Source organism: Mesorhizobium sp. LjNodule214, from assembly GCF_964252735.1.
Taxonomy (GTDB): domain Bacteria; phylum Pseudomonadota; class Alphaproteobacteria; order Rhizobiales; family Rhizobiaceae; genus Mesorhizobium.
Genome location: NZ_CAXUPE020000004.1, coordinates 372,214 through 393,537, shown reverse-complemented (window position 1 = coordinate 393,537; position 21,324 = coordinate 372,214). Strand labels below are relative to the sequence as shown.

Below are 21,324 nucleotides of genomic sequence, written 5' to 3'. Positions count from 1 at the left end.
TTCCGGTTACGTCGATACCGGCCGCGGGCGAAGGTTCGGCACCCCGTCCCGTGCAAGAGCGTAGCCGTCGACAAGTGTGGAGATCAGCTCCTTTCCATTGGGAAACCGTTATTTGAGGGTCGGGTCGAGCTTATCGCGCAACCAGTCGCCGAGGACGCTAACGGCAACGGCCGTGATGACAATGACGAGGCTTGGAGCGAGCAGCATCCAGGAGGCGCGGGTGATATACTCGCGGCCGGCCGCGACCATGACACCCAGGCTGGTCATCGGCGGTTGAACGCCGAGGCCGAGGAAGGAGAGTCCGCTTTCCACCAGGACGATTTCCGGAAAGGTCACCGTCGCCGCCACGAGAAGCGTCGCCGCGCTGTTGGGCAGGATATGCCGCAGATAGACACGCAGCGGATGGGCGCCGAGTTGGCGCGTTGCGCTCGCATAGCCCTGCGCGCTGGCGGTGATTGCCAGTCCTCGTGCCAACCGCGCATTCCGCTCCCGGCCATAAAGTCCCATCAGGGCGACGAACAGCGTCAGCGAATTACCGAAACAGGCGAGCATTGCCAGCGCCACGATTAGAAATGGTAGCGAAGCCTGTACGTCGATCATTACAGCAGGGCATGCTCGACGAGCCCGCGGAAATACGCGGCGATGAAGCCAATCCCGGTACCGACCAACACGCTGATCGCAGTGGCGCCGAAGGCGACCAGCAAGCTGGTGCGGATCGAGTAGAAAAGACGCGAGGCCACGTCACGGCCCAGATCGTCGGTTCCCAGGACGTGTAGCATCGTTCCGCCAAAGCCGACGGGCGGCGCCAGGCGATGGCGCAGGTCGATGGAAGTGATCTCATAGGGAGCCATCAGCGGCGCGGCGAGCGCCGTGAGGAGCATGAGGAGAACCCAGCCCACAGCAAGGAGTGTCGGCAGGTCCACCGAGCGAGGCGGCGGACGGTTGGTTTCTACAGTTGCCGTTTTCATTGCGATCCTGAGTTTGTTCCACGCAAGCGCGGATCGAACACGCCATAAAGCAGGTCCATCAGCAGGTTGGCCGACGTCATGGTCAGCGCCACGAGAAGGAGGATGACCTGCACCACGGCGAGATCACGGTTCGCAACCGAAACCACCAGCAATTGGCCGATGCCGGGCCAGCCGAAGACGCTTTCCACCAGTACGGCGCCCGCGACCTGGCCGCCGAGCATCAGGCCGAACAGCGTCAGCACAGGAATGATCGCATTCGGAAAGGCATGGTGGCGAACCACCTGCCGCCACGTCACGCCCTTGGCGCTGGCCGCCACGATGTAGAGCTGCGACAGAACTTCGATCATGGCGCTACGCGTGAAGCGCGCGATAATGGCCGCCCCGCCCAAACCAAGCGTGAGCACCGGCAGTACGAAGCTTTCCGGCCGATCCGCGCCGCCGGACGGGAACAGGCCGAGCGTCACGGAAAAGATCAGGATCAGCAATAGCCCGAGCACGAAGCTTGGCACGGTGAAGCCGAACACGGTCAGCATCATCACCGATCGGTCGACCCAGGTGTCGCGATGCATGGCGGCGTAGGCGCCGACCGGAATGCCGATTAGCATCGTGAGCGCCAGTGCCGGCAGCATCAGCGCCAATGTCAGGGGCGCGCGCTCGAACACAAGCTGCAGGGCCGGTTTTCCAGCCAGCATGGAATTCCCGAAATCGCAGTGAAGTGCCGCCAGGACATAGCGGACATATTGCACATACAGAGGCTGATCGAGCCCCCAATGCCGGCGAAACGCCTCAAGATCCGGGGCGCGGGCGCTGGGACCGAGTATCTGCAGCGCCGGGTCTCCAGAGGCCCGCAGCACCACGAATGTAAAGGTCACTACGATCAGGATCGACAGGCCCGCACGCAGGAGCTTGGGGCCGGCGAAACGAAACACCGCACTCATCAATGCCTCACCACATGGCAGGCGACCTGCCGTTCCGGTCCTAGCGGCAGGAGTTCGGGCAGGCTCTGGCGGCAGACATCGCGCGCAAGTGGACAGCGTGGATGAAACGGGCATCCGCAGGGCCGATCGGTGGGGCTCGGCGGCTCGCCTGGCAACGCCACATAATGATCGAAGCCGCCCGGAAGCCTCGGCATGGCCGAGACGAGCGCCTGCGTATAGGGATGGGCGGGTTGATCGATAATGGCGTCGGCGCGCCCCTGCTCGACGACGCGGCCAAGATACATGACGACGATCCGGTCGCTGACATGGCGAACGACCCGCAAGTCATGGCTGATGAACAAGAGGCCGATCCCGAGCTCCTGCTGAAGATCCATGAGCAGATTGACGATTTGCGCCTGGACGGACAGGTCGAGCGCCGAGACCGGCTCATCGCAAACCAGAAGCGAGGGTTTTGGCGCGAGCGCCCGGGCAAGCACGACGCGTTGGCGCTGGCCGCCGGAAAGCTGATGCGGATAGAGCCTGCCATGGTCTTCGCCGAGGCCGACGCCGTGGAGAAGCTCGGCCACACGTTGCTTGCGGCTTGCCGGATCGCCAATCCCGTGAATCGCCAGCGGCTCGGCGATGAGAGCGCTGACAGTCATTCGGCGGTCAAGCGCTGCCAAGGTGTCCTGAAAGACCAGCTGCATCTGGCGCCGCTGCGCGCGCCACTTTTTGCTGTCGATGCGCGGCAGCGGAAAACCCTGAAACAGCACACCTCCGCTGTCCGGCGGCTCCAGACCGAGCGCAATACGGCCGGTGGTGGACTTGCCGCATCCGGATTCGCCGACAATGCCGGTCGTCCGGCCCATCTCGACATCCAGCGACACGCTATCGACTGCAACAAGATATTTCCGCGGTCCGTAGAGTGGCGAGCCGAGCGGAAAGCGACGGGTGATGTTGTTGAGACGCAGCAGGGTCATTGATACGTGCCGGCGTCCAAACGAAGGCAACGCACCGAATGCCGCGCGGCGACCTGCCGCGGTTCCGGTCGGCTCGTGCGACATACCGCGATCGCGTGCCGGCAGCGTGGCGCATAGGCGCATCCCGGCGGCAGATTGCGTTGTGGCGGCGCGCCGACAATGGCGGTCAACCGCATGCGCGGACCGTGCGAGGGCGGAATGGCACCGATCAGGTCGCGTGTATAGGGGTGCTCCGGCGCGGTCAGAAGCGTGTGTTTCGGCGCCGTTTCGACGATCTGGCCCGCATACATGACGCATGCCCGGTCACAGACGGCCGCCACCGCGGCGAGATCATGGCTGATCATGACCAGCGCCATGCCTGTGTCGCGTTGAATATCTTTGAGCAGCAGCAGGATCTGCGCCTGCACGGTAGCGTCGAGCGCGGTCGTTGGCTCATCGGCGATCAGCAGTTCGGGCCGGCCGGCGAGCGCGATGGCAATCATCACCCGCTGGTGACGATCGCCCGCGTGCGCTCAGTGACCGCGTCCTTGATGTGCTCGGGGCGCGGGACGTAACCGTTGGATCTGGTGTCGACGAAGACCGGTGTGCCGCCGGCGATTAGCACCTGGGCCGGAAACGTTGTCCAGTAAGGCGCCGGGATGATGACCTCGTCGCCCGGGTTCAGCAGCACCATTGCGGCATTGAACAAGGCCTGCTTCGCTCCGGACGTCACGGCAACTTCCTCGGCCTTCCAGATCTGTCCGGTATCGAGGGAGATCTTCCGCGCCAGTGCCTCGCGCAGCTCCACCATGCCAACCGTATCGGTATAGCGATTGACGCCCTTATTGATGGCGTCGATCGCGCCGTCGCGAATCGTGGGAGCAAGCTCGCTCCAGATCTCGCCGGCGGTCAGATCGATGATCTCCTTGCCAGCATCGGCCGCCGCTTTTGCGGCAGCGCGCGCCGCGGCGGTACCCGATGTACCGAAAAGGTTTGTCCGATGCGCAAGCATGTGCGCTCCCGTTTTCGTTTGCTTTCAAAAGACGGGCTGGGCCTGCTACCGCACGCCGGTCGCCGTCTGCGGCAGATATTTCTCTTCCGCCGCTGAGAGTTCCTGGTAATTGAGCAGATCGAAGAGTTCATCGAGGGTCGCCACCTCGTCCTCGATACCGGCGATACTTTCTTCGCGGAGGATGCGGTCGCAGACCTGGCGCATGGCCGATATCGCCGCGCGCATGTTGTGGTTCGCCCAGATGACCGTGGAGATTCCGGCCGCCCGATACGCGGAGACCGGTGTGCGGTAATATTTCGTAGGCACGATCACGACCGGAAGGCGGTTCTGCCAGGCGCGCGTGAAGGCGAAAATCTGCTCAGCGTTGGACTTGCGGGAATGAATCAGAATAGCATCGGCTCCGGCCTCAGCGTAGGCTTGTGCTCGCGCCAGCGCCTCATCCTCTCCGCGGCCGGCGATGAGCGCCTCGATCCGGGCGACCAGAACGAACTCCGCATCCGGCACTTGGTCCTTCACCGCCTTAAGCCGGCCGCAGAACTCGGGAATATCGGCCAACGGGTGCCGATCACCGATGAACGAGTTCATTTTCGGGAACGCCGTGTCCTCGAGACATATGCCGCTCGCGCCATGTTGGCGCAGCTTGCGGGCGACCAAACGGGCATTGTTGAAGTTCCCGAACCCGCTGTCCCCGTCGACGAGGACTGGAATGTCCACCGTGTCGGAAATTCGCTCAACGACATCGACGAGTTGGGACCAGGAAGCTTCGTTCGCATCTCGATATCCGAGACTGGATGAAATCGAGAGGCCGGACGCCCAGAGCGCCTTGAAGCCAGCGCGCTCGGCAATCGCCGCCGAAAGGCCGTCATGAGCCTCCATTGCGAAGGCGAGTTCACTGGACGCGATCATTCGGCGCAAGCTCTCGCGCGTCTGCGCACCAGACTGCCTCTCCACCATGCGGTCTCACCTCCACCGACGCTGTCCAGCCGACAAGCCTGTCATCGCTGCCGCACGAAGTACTTTCAGAGGCGAACCGCTCTGCCCACCGATCGGCGACCTGCCACTGTCGTGCCCATACAGAATCAATGAAGCAAGGCGCGTGCCGAATTGGCGAACCACCTGCGCCGCACCAGTTCTCCATACCGGCGGCCAGGTACCCTCTCGACCCCTTGGTCGGGCTTGCGACATCCTCGTCCAACTTCGGACACAAGAGGGGTCGTGGGAGTGGCTATTCGTCTGCGCCGTGGCGGGCGTCCCTCAGGCTGCCGATCAACGATCGCAAGCGAGATGGCCCTGAGGGCGGAAGACCGGTGGTCCGTGCAGGCAAGGTGACGGACGGCGTTGGTCTTCGATCCCGGCAATCACCAGGCGGCTTGACTATATATCCATGCCGCATGGACGAAGTGTCGAGCACCGGCATGCGAGATTTCAACACCCCCAGGGCCCGCCCCGAGCTTCAAGCCTTGACCTAACCAAGCGACTTGTTGATCGCTGGAATGATCTTGTCTCCCCAGAGCTCAATCTGGCGTAGCATCGTCTTTTGGTCGAAATCTCCCAATTGGGTCTGAATTGCGATCTGGTCCGGCTTCAGGATACTTATCTCTTCCAGCAGGCGATCGATGACGCGACTTACGCTGCCGATCGGCAGGTTCTGGCGCATGGTCTCGAACGACAGATCCTGCTGCGTCGGTGTTTCCTGCAGCAGATAGCCGTCCCGGCTCTGCTGGCGGCGCTGATGAAGTGCTTCAGATAGTCGGCGCTGGAAGCGGGCGTTGTCGAGATAGCTGTCGATCTCCGCCTGATCGTCGCTCGCATAGCAGCAGCGCAGAAGCCCTATCTTGGCGGCGGTGACATCCTTACCCCGCGAGGCCGCTGCTGCATCGATGGTCTCACGCAGCGTTCTCAAGTTTTCCAAGCCGTTGTGGAACGCCGTGACGAAAAGATTGTGGCCCTCACGATAGGCCCGGCACATGCTTCGCGCGGACCCGCAGGCGATCCAGATCGGTGGGGCTGGCCTTTGGATGGTGCGCAGCGAAATCGCCGTTAAAGGTATCTTCTCATACTGGCCATTGTGCTCGAAGACCTTCTGGTTAAGGCCCTTGAGAAGGATATCCAGGTATTCCGCAAACACGGCCGGCGCCTGATCGACATCGACGCCGAAGCGCTCGAACTCGAACTGCTGGTATCCCGAGCCGACGCCGAGTTCGAGGCGGCCGTTCGAAACGATATCGGCAAAGCCGATCTCGGAGAGCAGGCGCTGCGGTTGATATAGCGGCAGCACACACACACCGGTGCCAAGGCGAATGGTGCTCGTAAGGCCAGCACAGTGCGCCACCATCATCAAGGGCGAGGGAACCAGGCTGTAATTGTTGAAGTGGTGCTCGGCGAACCAAGCGGTGTTGAAGCCAGCCTGCTCCGAAGCGATTGCCTGTTCTATGGAGTTACCGATGACGCTGTCGCACGATTGATGATAGCCTCGCTGGGCCGCCAAGATGAACGTCGCGAATTCCATGGCGTGTCCCTCGTTTACACAAAGTGGCCAATCAAGCCTTCGACTTGTGCCGATTGCGGGTGGGCCGCGGTATCGATCCGGCCTGGCGGCGACGTAGTCGACGATCTTGCGCAAAGCCGCTTATCGTTCGGCGGCTGCAGGCAAGCGCCAAAACCTGGCTAGTGATTCGACCCTGATGACGAGTTTTCCGTCACCGATGAAGACGATCACTTGGCAAGCCGTGCTTGGCACGTGCCATGCAGCCGCAGTCTCAATGCTCGAACCTCGTCGGCTTCGACGAACCGCAACCCGTCGCCGGCGAACATTCCGTTGGATTTTCTTGATCGGTTGGCTGGGCGTTTCGCGCGTCAGCCAACGAGGTCAAGCCGCCGTCCACGTAGAGGGTCGAGCCGTTTACGTATGAGGCATCAGGCGAGGCCAGAAAGAACACTGCCTCGGCGACGTCTTCGGGCTCTCCCATCCGCCCCATCGGGATGCGCCGTTTGATCGCTACGGAATCGATGCGGCCGGACTCGACCAGCTGAGCAATGTCAGGCGTACGGATATAGCCAAGAGCGACGGTGGCCGTTCGGATGCCGACCGACCCGAGTTCGGCCGCCATGCACCGGGTCAGAATGTTCATACCCGCCCTTGACGCCCCATAGGCATGGCGCGGCACGAAGGGCAGGAAACTATTGATCGATCCAAGATTGAGGATTACGCCGCCGGCGTCCATCGACTTGATCGCCTCGCGCGCGCAGGTGAAGGTGCCGGTGAGATTGACGTCCAGTACCCGCTCGATCTGTCGTGGGATTTCGATCCCTCGCACAAACGTATCGGCAATAGCAGCACAGTTGACGAGGATCTCGATGCGACCGAAGCGCCCCCGTATTTCCTCGAACAGGGCCACCACCTCGCTCTCGACCGCCAAGTCGACGGATTTCGCCACGTGCCTGCCGCCCAGCAAACCAGCGAGTTCTGCCGCCCCAGCACCATCTTTATCAGCAATCACGACTGTGTCGGAGTTCGCGGCAAAGCGGCGAACGACGGCGGCGCCTATACCGTTCGCGCCGCCCGTCACGACCACTGTGCGCGCGCCAGTTTGTTCGGCCGGCCGGAAGAGTTCGGCTCGAGGCGTCTCGTCGACCGGCGGGTGCGCGTCGCCCGGCTGGTTGAACGACATCCAACCGCCGTCGACCGTCAGCACCGATCCTGTGATGTAGCCCGTCTGTGCGCTGGCCAAAAAACGCACGGCCCGAGCGATCTCGTCGGGGCGCGCCATTCGCCCCATGGGCACGCGGCGGCGCACGGCCGCGAGGTCCATCTTGCCCGCACGTTCCAGTTCCGCCACCATCGGCGTGCGCACGTATCCTGGCGCTACCGCCGTTACGCGGATGCCGCGCGAGGCCCACTCGCATGCAAGCGATCTCGTGAGAGCGATCAAGCCTGCCTTCGAGCTGGCATAGGCGTTGCGCTTGGGATTGCCGAGCACGCCCGCCAGCGAAGCGACGTTGACAATGGCGGCGCCGGGCTGCATGCGCCTCGCCGCTTCGCCGGCCATGATGAAAGGCCCGATCAGATTTGTTGCCAGCACGCGTCGGAAGGCCTCGAAACCGGTGTCGATAGTCGCAGCCATGGCGGGTCCTATCGCCGCGTTGTTGACGAGAACATCGATTTTCGCGAACTGCGCTTCGATGCGGCCGTATAGGGCGACAATGTCCTCTTCTCGTGAGACATCGCATTCGAGGCCCAGATGCGGATGGCCGAGACCGCCGGCCAGTTCAAGAACGCCGCTGCCAGGAAGGTCCACCGCAACGACGATGTCTCCATCGGCGGCAACGATCTCGACCAGCGCACGGCCGATTCCGCCTGCCGCTCCCGTTATGATGACGACCCGTCCTGCCTGCTTCATATGAACCTCTCCGCAGCCAGCGTCAGAGATATCGACGCGAGTCAGCCGCAAGACCGGTCGCGGACGTCCTGGTGACGGCGATTTTCCATACCGGGTATACGCGTTGCGTTCCGCGACCGCTCCCGCGACGCGGCTCCGCAATTGGGAGCCTTGGAAAGCATTGTGGTGACATGCATGGCATTTTCATTTTGATGACGAGCTGCGGCGCTTCCTGAGCGCGTAAACCGGGTCATTGGGATGCGCTGCTCCGATCGGTTGCCGCAAGCCGAACCGTTCTGCCTCGGGGACCGCTGGTGGGATCTGCTCTTCGATCCAATCGTAAACGACGGTCCGTTCGGCAATGCGCCACGCCCCTTCCCTCTTCTGAAAAAGATCGCAGTAACGGCCGCAGAGAAGCACCTGGCGTGCTTCTCCGTCATTGTCTGGTCCGCGTTGCAACGCGGTGAAATAGCTTTCGACCACGGCCTCCGACGGGTCGATGAATTCGATCAAGACGTTCGTGATCTGGTGGATTAAGCGCGGTCCGGTTTTGAAGAGACCAAGCGCAAACTCAAAGAAGCCCTCGGCTGAGCCGCGATAGGCACCGTGATTGTCATGCGCATCGGGCCAATATGCACTGCGCAGCGCAGCCTCATCCGCGCGGTCTATGCCGCGGCAGTACCGATAAAGGCAGTCGCGGATCGCCTCGCGGTCGCGCAGTTCGGTGATCTTCGCCTGGCCCATCGCTCTGTCGCAAATTTGAGATTGGAAGAGGCGTTTCGTGCCTCTAGGTGCGTGCAAGGTCGAACCGATCGGCAACTGAAGAAGCCAGAACGGAGACGAACTTCACGTGTCGCGTGCGTGTCATTGAGGTCTCGATGCCGGAGAGGAGGTAGGCAGGGAAGCGGCCGGACATCTTGCTTTGCGGTGTGGGGCCACGTCTCGTCGATTCCACCTAAGCTTCCCCAGCTCTTGGTTGCATGGCGGCTGGTTCGAACCGCGCTGCCGATGTGCGATCGACTTCCAGCGCACGTTCGGGGCAGGATCGCGCGCCTTGTGACGCAAGCAGTTGCTCCCCCTCCGCAACCTGAATGTCACCGGGCAGGATGTAGCCATCGTCATCGAGCTTGAAGATGTCCGGCGCTTGCGCCCAGCATCGCGCGTGACCCTGGCATTTGGCATTGTGGACGATAATGCGCATAGCGCTGCCTCCATTGTCTTGGCATGGCTCGGCGATGGTCATGACCAGTCCAGGATCAGATTTTCGATCCCGAACACATGGCCGCCACAGGTGATGGGCGCTGTACCCTCCTTGATCCGGAAGGTCGGTATGCGCGCCAGCCACTCCTCCAGGCCAATGACAATCTCGCGCCGGGCAAGGTGTGAGCCAAGGCAACGGTGGGGACCATAGCCAAAGGCGGCGTGGCGGTTGTGCTCTCGCGCCAGATCGACCGTGTTGGGGGATTCGAATTCCTCCGGGTCGCGATTAGCAATCATCGTGGCGCACGAAACATAGTCTCCCTTTCGGATCGGCGCGCCTTCGAAGTCGATATCTTTCGTAGCCACGCGGATCAACTGAATGGGCGGATAGGCCCGCAGCAACTCTTCGGTTGCGAGCAGGATGCGGTCCGGTTCGCTGCGCAGCAGTTCCTGATCCTTGAGGTTGCGCGCTAGATAAGCCAGGTCAAAGCCAATAGCTGCTGCGACAGTGTCAAGTCCCGCGACGAACACAAGCACGCCGATGCCACGGATCTCCCCGTCGGTTAGCCGGCGGCCTTCGATCTGTGCCTGCACGATGAAGGTCATCAGATCGTCGACCGGATCCTTGCGGCGATTGGTTGCAAGTTCATCGATGAAAGCCACAATCTTGCGGGCAGCCACAGGTCGTTCCACATCGTCGCCGTGGAGCAGATCTTTCGCCCAGCCGACAAATGTATCGAGTCCCTGATCCGGCAACCCCAGAAAGCGAAGGAAGATGCTGACAGTGAACGGAAAGGCAAAATCCTTCATGACGTCGCAGCTCGTGGCCGATGCGGTGATCCGGTCGATCAGGGCTATCGCTCGCTCGCGGACAGCCGGTTCCAGTGCCGTCACCCGCTTGGGCGAAAGCAGCGGACTGAGCAGTGAGCGAAATGCGCCATGGGCCGGTGGATCGAGCTCAAGCGGGATCGTCGGCCAGGTTTCGCCCAGTATGGAGGAGAAGATGCTGCGATGGCTGGAAAAAGTTTCAGTGTCCTGCAGCACCTTACGCTGGTCTGCGGCGCGGGTGATGACCCAGGTGCCCCGGCCATCTTGCGTGTTGTAGGGGGAATAGAAGATCGGAGGCCCGTCATGGGCGCAAGCGACGGCTGCGTGTGGATCCCCGTTGGGCGTTGGTGGCATGCCTGGCGATGTGAACAGGCTGAAGTCTCTCACCATTTCGGGCGGGACATGATCTGGAACCGGGTTGATCGCCATTGCATTTCTCCTGCCGTCTAACCACTAACCAGGCCGCGCACCATGGCATCTTGGCCATCCAGCAAGCTTGTTGCCCTCTTGGCCAGACCGCTGCCTGCCCGCCAAAGAGCCGACGAGCGAAATCGTCGGAGACCCGGCGTTTTCCAGCTTCGAACGGCGAACCGGAATGAAGCTCTTGCTCCACAGCGGTTCGGGGTCGATCATCTCTTCGAGGATATCCGCAGCGCGGCACGCGAAAGACCGGTTGGCCGCCGAAGTGCTCGCCGGTCTCCTCAAGCGCCGGCGAGAGGACAGGAGCAAGCACATTCTGGTCGAACCGTATCTGCAGGTCGATCGGTGGCCATTGGCCGGTGCCGGGCGGTTGTGACGGTGACGCCAGTCACGCCGGTCGATATTGCATTCCGCGGGCAATGCCCGTTTCGGATAGAATCTGAACTGACGCTGACCTGACATGTCGTCTTCCTTCATTGCATTGAGCGCGATATCACTCACGAATGGACGCCAGTCGGTATCTCCTGCCGTCTCACATGAGAGCTTCAAAAGTCGTGCCAACGGCGCGGAAAGAGTCCTGCAGGATATTTTCTACATATCATTCAACAGCTTGAACGAATGCGCAGCCGCAAGCCTGGCGGAGCAAAGCCGTGTCCCGGACATGACAAACCCGACAGCAAAGTCGCGGCAGCTTCAAAATGCTCCGAGAGCACAAGGCGGCTTTTTCCGTCACCTCGGGACCGTGCCCGCCTCACGCAAGCGCGGTTCAGAAAGATCACATGGCCAGCTTGCTAATGGACGTGCTGGCTTTTTTGTACCCGTTGTCGATTTCGAAGCGGTCTCGCGAGCGTCGATAGGGCGAAGCGCGTGGGCCTGTCAGCCGTCTCAATCCTGAGAACGGAGGCCATAAAGACCCTCGTCAGGTTAACCCCGATCGACTCCTGTCCCTCGTTCCGAGTTTGAGCCCAGATTTCGCGCCGAATACGAGCCACCTGTTCGCCGCGCCGGCGACCCGGCGACCCTCCGGTCCGACTTCCGACATTTTTGTCCAGCTTCGGACAAAGAGGGGCGCGGCTTGATACGCATAAACGGGGATCCCCTCTGCCCAGAGCTCACGATCAGATGATTATGGGCGCGCTCGCTCTCGGCGAAGGCACGGTCCTGGCCGCTCAAGGCAAAGAGTGTCGCTGCAAAAAACAGTGTGAACCCCAGCCTGAAAATCAAATGGCATGGCGCTTGCGTTGTACCCGGCAGAACCCATCACAAGGTGGCCAGGAGTAAGACCATTGCTGATATCGCGACGCCCCGTACAAGCGCCTACCGTTCTCGTTGCCGCCGCAAATCGAGACCTCGTTTCTTCAGACGCCCGTGCTTGCGAGCGGTTTTCCCATGGCTGATCCAAGGCCGACACAAAACGCGCGGCGCTCGGCCGAATTGCCGGCCGAGGTCGATGCCGTGTCAGTTTCAACCGAAAAAGCAGCGCACCAGTTTTCCTCCAGGAGCACACTGATGACCGTAAAAAAAAAGGTTCCTTTCGTCACCTTTCGCACGCGTGTTCGCGATGATTCCATCGAGGGACCAAACCCGCACCGCTGGGAAGACAAGACATCCGACGACTGTTTCAGCGGCAAGCGCATCATCCTGTTCTCGCTGCCCGGTGCCTTCACCCCGACCTGCTCGACCTTCCAGTTGCCCGATTTCGAAATGCTCTACGACGAGTTCGAGAAGGAGGGAATTGACGCAATCTACTGCGTTTCCGTCAACGATGCGTTCGTCATGAATGCGTGGGGCAAGGCCCTGGGGCTGAAGAAAGTCCAGCTCATCCCAGACGGCTCGGGCGAGTTCACCCGCAAGATGGGCATGCTGGTTGCCAAGGACAATCTCGGCTTCGGCATGCGCTCCTGGCGCTACGCTGCCGTGATCAACAATGGCGTGGTGGAGCAGTGGTTCGAGGAGGACGGTTTCTGCGACAACTGCGAGGCCGACCCCTATGGCGTATCGTCGCCGCAGAACGTCCTTGAAACGCTGAGAGCCGCCAAAGCCGTGACGGCTGCATGATCTAGACGAGTCAACGTCTCGAAAATCCCCTTGCACAAGGCGAAGGTCGCTCGGTAGGAGTTTCACGCTAGCCATGGAGTCCTCAGCAAGCCTGCTTCAGCGTCAGAAGCAATCGTTGGTTTTGACGCCGCAAATGATGGAATCCATTCGCCTGTTGCAACTGGCGCATCCCGAACTGCATCAGTTCGTCGAGCAGGAAATCGAGAAGAACCCCTTTCTGGAACGGGCCTCAAACCGGGCGCCGAAGGACATTCCATCGATTTCGGCCGGGAACCCGCGCATCGGGCCGACCACGGGCGGGATATCGGATCGGGCCTCGCAGTGGAAATCAATCCGCGGCAAAAACAATGTCCAACCGGGGGGAAACCATGCGTTCGAAGATTCCTGGACGTCCATCGAAACATTGCACGACCATGTCGCTCGTCAGATCGCTCTCAGCGCATTCGCGCCGCTGGAGCGGCGAATAGCTGGCGAGCTTGCCGGTCATCTGGAAGACACCGGATACCTTCCGGTGAACCTTTCGGAACTGGCCCGCAGCCTGAATGTCCGGGAGGCTGTTGTGGAACGGGTTCTCGGAACCTTGCAGCAGTTCGATCCACCGGGTATTTTTGCGCGAACTCTCAGCGAATGCCTTGAGATACAATTGCGGCAGCTAGACAGGTTCGACCCGGCAATGGCAGCGCTGGTCGCCAATCTTGAAGCGCTGGCGCGACGCGATTTTCAAACATTGAAGCGCCATTGCGGTGTCGATGAAGACGACCTTCTCGACATGTTGCACGAAATCCGCGCGCTCGATCCCAAGCCCGGAAACCGATTCCAATCCGGAGGGCCTGAATCGATCATTCCCGACGTCTTGGTCCAGCCCTCTCCCGGAGGTGGGTGGCAAATCGAACTCAATCCAGACACGCTGCCCAGGCTGCTGATGAACCAAAACTATTTTGCCCAGGTCTCCCGCCTAAGCGCTCAAAATTCGAAAGATCAGTCGTTTCTCAACGAATGCCTCCAAAACGCGAACTGGCTAATCCGCAGCCTTGATCAGCGCGCCAAGACGATCCTCAAGGTAGCGGCTGAAATCATCCGCCAGCAGGACGCCTTTTTTGAACATGGGGTCGCCCACCTGCGGCCTCTCAATCTCAGGACTGTCGCGGATGCGATCAACGTGCACCAGTCGACGGTAAGCCGGGTAACGTCGAACAAGTACATGCTGACCCCGCGCGGCGTGTTCGAACTGAAGTATTTTTTCACTGTCGCGATCGGCTCCTCCGAAGGCGGCGACGCGTACTCCGCCGAAGCTGTCCGCCATCAAATCAAGGCGATGGTTGCCGTGGAATCGCCCAACGAAGTGCTTTCCGACGACGACATCGCCACCCGGCTCAAGGAAACCGGGATCGACATTGCTCGCCGCACCGTTGCGAAATATCGTGAGGCGCTGAACATCCCGTCCTCCGCGCGACGTCGCCGGGAAAAGCGCGTGCGTCTTCGATGCCAATCAAGCCCGGACGGCGGCGGCGACGAAAGCGGCTCTTAAGCGAGCCCGTTCTTGATCCGTGCCAAGTGGCTTTCGCCTTCCTCCGGGCCAAAACAGCTTTCGAAATCGCCGCATTCCTGACAACTGGGCGCGGTGCATAGCGAAAAGCCTTCAGCCTCGCAGAGCTTACGATAGAAATACTTCTTCCATTTCATGTTTTTGGTGTTGCCGGCCGCCAGCGCCGGGAAATGCCTGGCCATTAAGCGGCTGAGTTCGGCCCGATTGAAAAGGCCAAGGTCCTGCCACAGATGGTCATTGCGCAAACTGCGCCTGGCGATGATCTTGGCGAAGAGGGTGCTCGCCGGATCGCCTTGCCTGGCATGTCCAATAAGCAAGCCGCGCAGAAGCCCTTCCTCCATATCCGGCTCGGGATCGGTCAGCTTTTCCAGCGCGAAGGCGTTGACGGGAACAGCCGGGAAATAGCGTGTCATGACATCTCGCAGGTCGGCACGCGAAAGGCCGGTTGCTTCGGTCGGGGTCGCCTTGCCGGCCTCTACCTCCTCGAACGCGAGGTAGAAAACACAGGCAAGCACATGCCGATCGAACGCCGCCGCCTGGTCTGTCGGCGGCCATTGGCTGGTGCTGAAACAGCCACGGTGATGGGCGAATGTGGCGCCGTTCTGCTGGTCTTGTCCCCAGCTCATGCAGCAAGCTTGTCGGCCGCAAGGTGGGTCTGGCAGTTCTTCGGGCAGACGCGGCCGCAAGCGCCGCAGCCGATGCAGCGGCCGGCATGGTCGACGATCATGACCATGCGGTTGAGCTCGCCGTCGAAGTCGTCGTCCTCGCCCGCGCAGATGCCGAGGATTTCGCCTGCGTCATCGACGCCATGAAGGTGCATGACCTCGCGCGAGCAGACCTTGAAGCAGCGGCCGCAGCCGATGCAGGTCGCGCCATCGATCGCCGTCAGATAGTGCGGCGTCCAGGGAGAGCCGTCGCGGGTGACGAAAGCGCCCGTCATTGTGAATTCTCCAACGCTGCGAGTTCTTCCTTTGCCGCATCCAACTCGGCAAAAACCTCGAAGGCTTTCCAGGCGACCGCCTTGATCTCGGTCCAGTAGACCGGAAGGTCCTCGGCAAGGTCGTGCAATTCCATCTTGGCGGCTCCCGCGCGCGACTGCAGCTTGCGGACCTTCTTCTGCAACAGCGCAAGGTCTGGCATGATCCCCTTCCTCGCAAGCCGGTCGTTACGCCCGCGCCATGTCGGGACGCGCTTCGAAGGCCACGAGCGCATCGCCGGCGCGCCGGCCTCGGCGGGTTTCCGGAACGTCTCGAAGCCGAACCGGTGATGCCGATGGACGCTGCAGCCAGCTTATGCAATCCCGCGCGGCGAGACGCAGGTCCGTATCCTTCGAGTTCGGCATAAGAGCGGTTGAGCGCAGACGACAATCAAGATCTTGTTCCCGACGTCGACGCGGGCGGTGAGCGCATATTGTGAGGGTGTCGATTTGGCGACGCCCCTATGCCAGAGAAGGCGGATCTCGCGTGGATCCGGCGCGTTGCTTTCCTTCGCTCCATTGATCGCATCAACCAGGATCTAAATATTCGCGCGGCGGCTGCCGCCTCAGGAGGAAGCCTCAAGCGCCGTGCCGGGAACGCAGGACGCAGCTCATACAAAGTTGTCTTCATCCCATTCATTGGTTTGCTCAAGAGCGCGGCAGGAAGACAGGCCGGCACCAGGCGTGTCGTGGATTGGACAAGCCCGACGACAGGTTGGGGCCGCTCGTTCAGGAACGGCCCGACAGGATTGCTGGGGAGGCAAGCTGAATTCACGCCGCGTTCAACCGTGTTGCACATTGGTCTCATCCCACCCCTTTGTCAGCTCCAAGGCCTGCCGCTCGAACAGGCGGCGGTAGATGCCGTCGCGACGGATCAGCGCGGCATGGTCGCCCTGCTCGGTGATGCAACCACGGTCGAAGACAAGCAGCCGGTCGAGTTCGCGCACCGTCGAGAGCCGGTGCGCAATGACGAGCGTGGTGCGCCCGACCATGAGCCGCTCCATCGCCTTCTGGATTAGCACCTCCGATTCCGAGTCGAGGCTTGATGTCGCCTCGTCCAGAATCAGGATCGGGGCATCGGCGAGGAAGGCGCGCGCTATCGCCACACGCTGGCGCTCGCCGCCTGAGAGCTTCACGCCGCGTTCGCCGACCAGCGTACCGTAGCCGTTCGGCAGGCGTGCAATGAAGTCATGCGCGCTGGCGAGCCGCGCCGCCTGCTCAATGTCGGACCGAGAAGCACCCGGCCGCCCATAGGCTATGTTCTCGGCCAGCGAGCGGTGGAACAGGAGGGGCTCCTGCTGTACGATCGCGATCTGCGAGCGCAGCGAACCCTGCGTCACCCGCGAAATGTCCTGCCCATCGATCAAGATTCGTCCAGCATCCAGGTCGTAAAGCCGCTGGATGAGCTTGACGAAGGTGGTCTTGCCGGAGCCAGAGGGGCCGACCAGACCGACCCGCGCGCCGGCCTCAATCGAAATCGACAAGTCGCTGTAGAAGGGCGACCAATGATTGCCGTAGTGGAAGTGGACGCTCTCAAAATCGATGTGACCCTTCGTGATCCGGATCGGCTTGGCGCCCGGAACATCGGCCACGTCGGGCGGCTGGCTGTAGGTTTGGACCAGTTCCTCCATCTCATTTACAGAGCGCTGGATGTTGCGCACGTGTATGGAAACATCACGCAAGTAGCCATATAGGACGGTGAGAGACCCGAGCACCAAGGCGATGTCACCTGGGGTAGTCTGGCCGCGCGACCACAAAAATAAGGCATAGCCGATCAAAGCCGCTCTCATCGCAAGAAGCATGATCCCCTGGAATGCAGCACTGACCGTCCCGCGCACCCAGGTCCGGAGGGTGCGGTGCCGCCACTTGGAGATGACTTTCGCGAAGCGATGATCTTCCCGCACCTCGGCGCCGAAGCCTTTGACCACCGCGTTACAGCTGATCGCGTCCGCAAGCGAGCCGCCAAGCCTCGTGTCCCAGTTGTTGGCGAGGTTTGCGGCTGGCGCCACATAGCCGAGCGACAGGACAATGATCAGCGCCACATAGCCAACCGAGCCGCAAGCGATGATCAGCCCCATCATCGGCCAATACCAGCCGAGCAGAACGCTCGACCCCACGAGCATGATGAGCGACGGGAACAAGGCAAGAAGGATCGTGTCGTTAAGGAGGCAGAACGCCCACATGCCGCGCGTGATCTTGCGCACCGTAGAGCCGGCGAAGGTTTTCGCATGCCAATCGGTCGAAAAGCGCTGGACGCGATGGAACGCGTCGCTGGCGATGTCCGACATAATCTTTAGAATGAAGTCATTGACGGCAATGAAGGCGATGTTGCGCATGACGACGGCGCCGAGTGCGAGCGCAATCAGCATTGAAAAGGCCGCAAGAGCCGCATCCCACACGACGGCGTCGGCTGCCGCTCCTTGGGCGACCGCGTTTACGAGCCGTCCGGAATAGAGCGGCGTCAGAACGTCAAGGAGCGTTGCGACAAGCACCGCGAGCATGATGATCGCGAGCCGGACCGGTTGCCTGCTCCAGTGGCGCATGGTGAAGGCGAAAACGTCGCGAAAGGCGGCGCCGCGTAGATCGATGTGAAAACGCCGCGTGGCTTTGTAAGAGCGCAGCAGGCCGCTCGGTCTCAAGAAACCCGAAATGGAAGGTCTGCGTGAGGACGAAAACATCGCTCGGAATGCGGGTGGCTGATCTGGAGCTGACATGTTGGTTTCTTTCCTTCGTTCCATCGATCGCGATGTCACCCGCGAGATGAATATCGGCCGCGGGCACGCGCTGCCCTACGAGGAGAGAACCGCAAAAGCCGCGCCAAAGGCTCAGAAAGAAGCTCAGAAGAATTTTCTGCATATTCTACAATGACAAACGAGATCTCAGCAGGGCAACGGGGGCGTAACAGTGGCGTGTCGCGCACTCGACAAACCCGACAGGACGCCTCGGTCGCGCGGGCATCCTTGGCGAACGGCCCGACAGGATTGCTCCTCACGCGAAGCGGAATCTACGCCCGATTCAACGGCGTTCCGCGTTGAACAATTCCCGCCGATGTCGGAAATGCGACATAGCAGTGTTAGAGCCATCATGTTGTTTTGAAATGATTCCCTTCTTTGGCACGGTCCATGCGTAGCTGTTCGCGAACGCGTCCGGCCTGAAGGAGAGACAGTCCATGATCAAGCGCACCGAAAACGCCGTGACCTAAAGACCGCGCTTGCCGGGGGCCGAGCCGGCGCAACGCTGGCGCACCAAGGTCGAGGCGGGTTGCCGCGCCGGCGCCAAGAAGCGCGCAGGCCGAATGTGGCGGCGGCAACTCCTTCGGCTAACCATCATCATCATGACAGACCGGGCGTGCGCCTTGTGTGATTGCGCTCAGGAGAAGGATCACATCCATGAGACCTGTTTATCTGGACAACAACGCAACGACACGGGTCGATCCGGAAGTCGTTCAAGCGATGCTGCCGTTTTTTACCGACCATTTCGGCAACCCTTCGTCGAGCCACGATTTTGGCGCTTCCGCCGGGGCGGCGGTGAGAAGGACGCGCCTGCAGGTGCAAACGCTCATCGGCGCGGAGTTCGACGACGAGATCACCTTCACCTCGGGCGGGACGGAAAGCGACAACGCGGCGATCCTTTCTGCGCTCGAGGTGATGCCTGAGCGCACAGAGATCGTGACTTCCGCAGTCGAGCATTCGGCCGTGCTGACGCTTTGCGCCCACCTGGAGAAGACGCGCGCCATCAAGGTGCATAGGATCCCGGTGGATCGCCACGGCCGGCTCGACGTCGACACTTATAAGGCCGCCCTCACCCCGCGCGTGGCGATCGTCTCGATCATGTCGGCGAACAACGAGACCGGAACGATCTTCCCGGTGGTCGAGCTTGCTGAGTTGGCCAAAGAAGTCGGCGCCCTTTTCCATACCGACGCGGTGCAAGCGGTCGGCAAGCTTGCGATCGACCTGAAATCGACGGCAATCGATATGCTGTCTCTCTCCGGTCACAAATTACACGGACCGAAAGGGATCGGCGCACTTTATATAAAGCGCGGCGTGCGCTTCTGTCCGCTGATCAAGGGGGGAGGCCAGGAGGGCAACCGCCGCGCCGGCACGGAGAATACGCCAGGCATCGTCGGCCTCGGCGTGGCAGCCGATCTTGCCTTGAACTTCATGGACGACGCGAACACACGGGTAAAGGCGTTGCGCGACCGCCTGGAGAAGGAACTTCTCCAAAGCATCCCAGACGCCTTCGTCGCCGGCGATTTGCTAAAGCGGTTGCCGAATACCGCAAACATCGCCTTTGGAGATATCGAAGGTGAGGGCATACTGCATTTCCTCAATCGCGAGGGCATTGCCTGCTCCTCCGGCTCTGCTTGCGCCTGCGGCTCGCTGGAGCCGAGCCACGTCTTGGTGGCGATGAATATCCCCAATAACGCGGCACACGGCGCAATCCGTTTCTCCTTTTCGCGCAACAACGGCGAGGAGGACGTCGACCGGGTGCTCGAGGTCGTGCCCGGGATCGTGAAGAAGCTGCGTGAGCTTTCCCCATCTGCCAGCCAGGCGAGAGAACTTCAATCAACTCCAGGCCTGGGCGACAAGGCAAACCCGACAACCGTTTCCGGCCCAGGAGAATGCAATGCGCAGTTGTTTCGCTGAAAGCCGCGCCATCGATGTCACCGACATCCTCGCCCGGCTGAAGAGCCTGTCGGCTGCGGAGGAGTTCTTCGCAGTCCTTGGCATCTCTTATGATCCGAAGGTGCTCAATGTCTCACGGCTGCATATCCTGAAGCGCATGGGCCAATATCTCGCTGAAGAGGATTTCGCCGGTCTTCCCGACGGGGTGATCGCCGCGCGGGCGCGTGCGACGTTGGAACGCGCCTATGAGGATTTCGCGACATCCTCGCCACTCACCCACCGGGTCTTCAAGGTGCTCAAAGAGCACGATCCCGACAAACCGGCCACTCGGGACCACACCTTTGTCCCGTTCGAGTCGATCCTGAGGCGGTTCGGGACAGAATGAACGCGACACGAGTGCGACGCGACAATGTCGAAAAGCCGACAAACTCGGTCATCACGACGGTACCGTTCGGAAGAAAACAACCCCATGTCAAAAGGAAACAGAGCAACGCAAAGCGGTTGGCACGAATGATGCTGCGAAGGAGATGAACGCCAGGGCCGCTTGCGGATTGGAGCCGAGAAAGACGCAATGCACATTGTAATCTGTATCAAGCAGGTGCCGGACTCCGCGCAGATACGTGTCCACCCGGTGACGAACACGATCATGCGCCAGGGCGTGCCGACCATCATCAACCCTTACGACCTGTTCGCCCTCGAAGAGGCACTGAGATTGCGCGACGCCCATGGCGGCGAGGTCACCGTGCTTACGATGGGTCCGCCGATGGCAGAAGATGCGCTGCGCAAGGCGCTCACCTATGGCGCCGACCGCGCGGTACTCTTGACCGACCGCTGTTTTGCCGGCTCCGACACGCTGGCGACCTCCTTCGCGCTTTCTCGGGCAATCGTGAGAATTGGCGAGACCTTCGGCGCGCCGGACATCGTCTTCGCCGGCAAGCAGACGATTGACGGCGATACCGCCCAGGTCGGGCCCGGCATCGCCAAGCGCCTCGGCCTCCTGCAGTTCACCTATGTGGCGAAGATCGACTCTATCGATGTCGATGCTCGCGAGATCACCGTCAAGCGCCGTTCGGAAGGCGGTACGCAGATGCTGAAAAGCAGGCTGCCTTGCCTCATCACAATGCTGGAAGGCACCAACGAAATCCGCAGAGGCTCGCTCGAGGACGCCATGCGCGCCGCGCGCAGCCAGATCGTGAAATGGAGCGCGGCCGAAGCTGGCATTGAGGACCTCAACAAATGCGGCCTGCGCGGCTCGCCGACGGTCGTCAAGCGCGTTTTCGCCCCTACCACGCGGGCGGAAAAGGCGACGCAGATCGACATGACCGACAAGACGCAGCACGACCTCGCTGACGAACTGATCGCCTCAATCTTTACCCGCCAGCCAGCGCTGGAACACGAACTCGCCTTCGACGGCGGCCAGTGACGGGACGGCAAGG

General features: G+C 61.2%; 20 protein-coding genes and 2 pseudogenes. 7 read left to right on the top strand and 15 right to left on the bottom strand.

Translation table 11 applies throughout. From position 1 onward, the window contains the following. Nucleotides 1-108: 108 nt before the first annotated feature. From ACSQ3Z_RS33465 to ACSQ3Z_RS33415, 11 genes and pseudogenes are all read right to left on the bottom strand, one after another. A pseudogene (locus tag ACSQ3Z_RS33465) lies at nt 109-968 on the bottom strand (ABC transporter permease). Next, nucleotides 965-1,906: an ABC transporter permease gene (locus ACSQ3Z_RS33460; protein ID WP_172352467.1), complete on the bottom strand. Its 942-nt coding sequence runs from the start codon at nt 1,904-1,906 to the stop codon at nt 965-967. The pseudogene ACSQ3Z_RS33465 and the gene ACSQ3Z_RS33460 overlap by 4 nt, the downstream one beginning before the upstream one ends. After that, complete coding sequence (locus ACSQ3Z_RS33455) at nt 1,906-2,865, bottom strand: ABC transporter ATP-binding protein (protein ID WP_436175411.1); 960 nt, start codon at nt 2,863-2,865, stop codon at nt 1,906-1,908. Before ACSQ3Z_RS33455 ends, ACSQ3Z_RS33460 begins: the two co-directional genes overlap by 1 nt. Next, nucleotides 2,862-3,347 carry an oligopeptide/dipeptide ABC transporter ATP-binding protein gene (locus ACSQ3Z_RS33450; protein WP_436175410.1) on the bottom strand — a complete coding sequence of 162 codons (486 nt, stop codon included), beginning with the start codon at nt 3,345-3,347 and terminating at the stop codon, nt 2,862-2,864. The genes ACSQ3Z_RS33455 and ACSQ3Z_RS33450 overlap by 4 nt, the downstream gene beginning before the upstream one ends. 5 nt (nt 3,348-3,352) lie before the next feature. After that, a pseudogene (locus ACSQ3Z_RS33445) lies at nt 3,353-3,856 on the bottom strand (pyridoxal phosphate-dependent aminotransferase); the annotation flags it as partial. A gap of 45 nt (nt 3,857-3,901) precedes the next feature. After that, a complete protein-coding gene (aepX, locus tag ACSQ3Z_RS33440; RefSeq protein ID WP_214392442.1) occupies nt 3,902-4,810 on the bottom strand; it encodes a phosphoenolpyruvate mutase in 909 nt (302 codons plus the stop codon). A gap of 511 nt (nt 4,811-5,321) precedes the next feature. Next, a complete protein-coding gene (locus ACSQ3Z_RS33435; RefSeq protein WP_436175409.1) occupies nt 5,322-6,365 on the bottom strand; it encodes an LLM class flavin-dependent oxidoreductase in 1,044 nt (347 codons plus the stop codon). A gap of 250 nt (nt 6,366-6,615) precedes the next feature. Further along, the gene (locus tag ACSQ3Z_RS33430) at nt 6,616-8,256 is read right to left on the bottom strand and encodes an SDR family oxidoreductase (protein WP_436175453.1); all 1,641 of its coding nucleotides are present in this window, start codon (nt 8,254-8,256) and stop codon (nt 6,616-6,618) included. 183 nt (nt 8,257-8,439) lie between these two features. Beyond that, nucleotides 8,440-8,979 (bottom strand): nuclear transport factor 2 family protein, encoded by a 540-nt coding sequence (locus tag ACSQ3Z_RS33425; protein ID WP_436175408.1) that lies wholly within the window; start codon nt 8,977-8,979, stop codon nt 8,440-8,442. Between the two features lie 211 nt (nt 8,980-9,190). Then, nucleotides 9,191-9,436 (bottom strand): ferredoxin, encoded by a 246-nt coding sequence (locus ACSQ3Z_RS33420; RefSeq protein ID WP_436175452.1) that lies wholly within the window; start codon nt 9,434-9,436, stop codon nt 9,191-9,193. A 38-nt stretch (nt 9,437-9,474) separates the two neighbouring features. Next, complete coding sequence (locus tag ACSQ3Z_RS33415; protein WP_027033184.1) at nt 9,475-10,692, bottom strand: cytochrome P450; 1,218 nt, start codon at nt 10,690-10,692, stop codon at nt 9,475-9,477. Nucleotides 10,693-10,858: 166 nt separating this feature from the next. Here ACSQ3Z_RS33415 and ACSQ3Z_RS33410 point away from each other — a divergent pair, with 166 nt between their 5' ends. The 3 genes from ACSQ3Z_RS33410 (at nt 10,859) to rpoN (ending at nt 14,269) form a co-directional block, all read left to right on the top strand. Continuing rightward, nucleotides 10,859-11,059: a hypothetical protein gene (locus tag ACSQ3Z_RS33410; protein WP_027033183.1), complete on the top strand. Its 201-nt coding sequence runs from the start codon at nt 10,859-10,861 to the stop codon at nt 11,057-11,059. A gap of 1,133 nt (nt 11,060-12,192) precedes the next feature. Continuing rightward, a complete protein-coding gene (locus tag ACSQ3Z_RS33405) occupies nt 12,193-12,741 on the top strand; it encodes a peroxiredoxin (protein WP_036241566.1) in 549 nt (182 codons plus the stop codon). Between the two features lie 73 nt (nt 12,742-12,814). Next, entirely contained in the window at nt 12,815-14,269 is a 1,455-nt protein-coding gene (gene rpoN / locus ACSQ3Z_RS33400) for an RNA polymerase factor sigma-54 (protein ID WP_202330554.1), read from the top strand. Here the strand turns inward: rpoN and ACSQ3Z_RS33395 are convergent. From ACSQ3Z_RS33395 to ACSQ3Z_RS33380, 4 genes are all read right to left on the bottom strand, one after another. Further along, nucleotides 14,266-14,913, bottom strand: a complete 648-nt coding sequence (locus ACSQ3Z_RS33395; protein ID WP_436175407.1) for a nitrogen fixation protein NifQ — start codon at nt 14,911-14,913, stop codon at nt 14,266-14,268. The genes rpoN and ACSQ3Z_RS33395 overlap by 4 nt on opposite strands. Further along, nucleotides 14,910-15,227, bottom strand: a complete 318-nt coding sequence (gene fdxB / locus ACSQ3Z_RS33390) for a ferredoxin III, nif-specific (RefSeq protein ID WP_006333844.1) — start codon at nt 15,225-15,227, stop codon at nt 14,910-14,912. Before fdxB ends, ACSQ3Z_RS33395 begins: the two co-directional genes overlap by 4 nt. Then, complete coding sequence (locus tag ACSQ3Z_RS33385; protein WP_436175406.1) at nt 15,224-15,427, bottom strand: CCE_0567 family metalloprotein; 204 nt, start codon at nt 15,425-15,427, stop codon at nt 15,224-15,226. The genes fdxB and ACSQ3Z_RS33385 overlap by 4 nt, the downstream gene beginning before the upstream one ends. 618 nt (nt 15,428-16,045) lie before the next feature. Next, nucleotides 16,046-17,941, bottom strand: a complete 1,896-nt coding sequence (locus tag ACSQ3Z_RS33380; RefSeq protein WP_436175451.1) for an ABC transporter ATP-binding protein — start codon at nt 17,939-17,941, stop codon at nt 16,046-16,048. Between the two features lie 34 nt (nt 17,942-17,975). Between ACSQ3Z_RS33380 and ACSQ3Z_RS33375 the strand changes: the two genes are divergently transcribed. The 4 genes from ACSQ3Z_RS33375 (at nt 17,976) to ACSQ3Z_RS33360 (ending at nt 21,311) form a co-directional block, all read left to right on the top strand. Next, the gene (locus ACSQ3Z_RS33375; RefSeq protein ID WP_171903241.1) at nt 17,976-18,131 is read left to right on the top strand and encodes a hypothetical protein; all 156 of its coding nucleotides are present in this window, start codon (nt 17,976-17,978) and stop codon (nt 18,129-18,131) included. A gap of 521 nt (nt 18,132-18,652) precedes the next feature. Next, nucleotides 18,653-19,909, top strand: a complete 1,257-nt coding sequence (gene nifS, locus ACSQ3Z_RS33370; protein ID WP_436175405.1) for a cysteine desulfurase NifS — start codon at nt 18,653-18,655, stop codon at nt 19,907-19,909. Next, nucleotides 19,890-20,273 carry a nitrogenase stabilizing/protective protein NifW gene (gene nifW, locus ACSQ3Z_RS33365; protein ID WP_027056555.1) on the top strand — a complete coding sequence of 128 codons (384 nt, stop codon included), beginning with the start codon at nt 19,890-19,892 and terminating at the stop codon, nt 20,271-20,273. Before nifS ends, nifW begins: the two co-directional genes overlap by 20 nt. A 186-nt stretch (nt 20,274-20,459) precedes the next feature. Next, a complete protein-coding gene (locus tag ACSQ3Z_RS33360) occupies nt 20,460-21,311 on the top strand; it encodes an electron transfer flavoprotein subunit beta/FixA family protein (RefSeq protein WP_010913571.1) in 852 nt (283 codons plus the stop codon). The last annotated feature ends 13 nt before the right edge of the window (nt 21,312-21,324 follow it).

Coding starts and splice junctions, on each gene's coding strand:
- rpoN (WP_202330554.1), top strand. CDS start 12,815: ATGGAGTCCTCAGCAAGCCTGCTTCAGCGTCAGAAGCAATCGTTGGTT.
- ACSQ3Z_RS33420 (WP_436175452.1), bottom strand. CDS start 9,436: ATGCGCATTATCGTCCACAATGCCAAATGCCAGGGTCACGCGCGATGC.
- ACSQ3Z_RS33415 (WP_027033184.1), bottom strand. CDS start 10,692: ATGGCGATCAACCCGGTTCCAGATCATGTCCCGCCCGAAATGGTGAGA.
- ACSQ3Z_RS33450 (WP_436175410.1), bottom strand. CDS start 3,347: ATGATTGCCATCGCGCTCGCCGGCCGGCCCGAACTGCTGATCGCCGAT.
- ACSQ3Z_RS33360 (WP_010913571.1), top strand. CDS start 20,460: ATGCACATTGTAATCTGTATCAAGCAGGTGCCGGACTCCGCGCAGATA.
- ACSQ3Z_RS33375 (WP_171903241.1), top strand. CDS start 17,976: ATGTTGGTTTCTTTCCTTCGTTCCATCGATCGCGATGTCACCCGCGAG.
- ACSQ3Z_RS33405 (WP_036241566.1), top strand. CDS start 12,193: ATGACCGTAAAAAAAAAGGTTCCTTTCGTCACCTTTCGCACGCGTGTT.
- ACSQ3Z_RS33460 (WP_172352467.1), bottom strand. CDS start 1,906: ATGAGTGCGGTGTTTCGTTTCGCCGGCCCCAAGCTCCTGCGTGCGGGC.
- ACSQ3Z_RS33380 (WP_436175451.1), bottom strand. CDS start 17,941: ATGTTTTCGTCCTCACGCAGACCTTCCATTTCGGGTTTCTTGAGACCG.
- ACSQ3Z_RS33435 (WP_436175409.1), bottom strand. CDS start 6,365: ATGGAATTCGCGACGTTCATCTTGGCGGCCCAGCGAGGCTATCATCAA.
- fdxB (WP_006333844.1), bottom strand. CDS start 15,227: ATGACGGGCGCTTTCGTCACCCGCGACGGCTCTCCCTGGACGCCGCAC.
- ACSQ3Z_RS33410 (WP_027033183.1), top strand. CDS start 10,859: ATGAAGCTCTTGCTCCACAGCGGTTCGGGGTCGATCATCTCTTCGAGG.
- nifS (WP_436175405.1), top strand. CDS start 18,653: ATGAGACCTGTTTATCTGGACAACAACGCAACGACACGGGTCGATCCG.
- ACSQ3Z_RS33425 (WP_436175408.1), bottom strand. CDS start 8,979: ATGGGCCAGGCGAAGATCACCGAACTGCGCGACCGCGAGGCGATCCGC.
- ACSQ3Z_RS33395 (WP_436175407.1), bottom strand. CDS start 14,913: ATGAGCTGGGGACAAGACCAGCAGAACGGCGCCACATTCGCCCATCAC.
- ACSQ3Z_RS33430 (WP_436175453.1), bottom strand. CDS start 8,256: ATGAAGCAGGCAGGACGGGTCGTCATCATAACGGGAGCGGCAGGCGGA.
- ACSQ3Z_RS33455 (WP_436175411.1), bottom strand. CDS start 2,865: ATGACCCTGCTGCGTCTCAACAACATCACCCGTCGCTTTCCGCTCGGC.
- ACSQ3Z_RS33385 (WP_436175406.1), bottom strand. CDS start 15,427: ATGCCAGACCTTGCGCTGTTGCAGAAGAAGGTCCGCAAGCTGCAGTCG.
- aepX (WP_214392442.1), bottom strand. CDS start 4,810: ATGGTGGAGAGGCAGTCTGGTGCGCAGACGCGCGAGAGCTTGCGCCGA.
- nifW (WP_027056555.1), top strand. CDS start 19,890: ATGCGCAGTTGTTTCGCTGAAAGCCGCGCCATCGATGTCACCGACATC.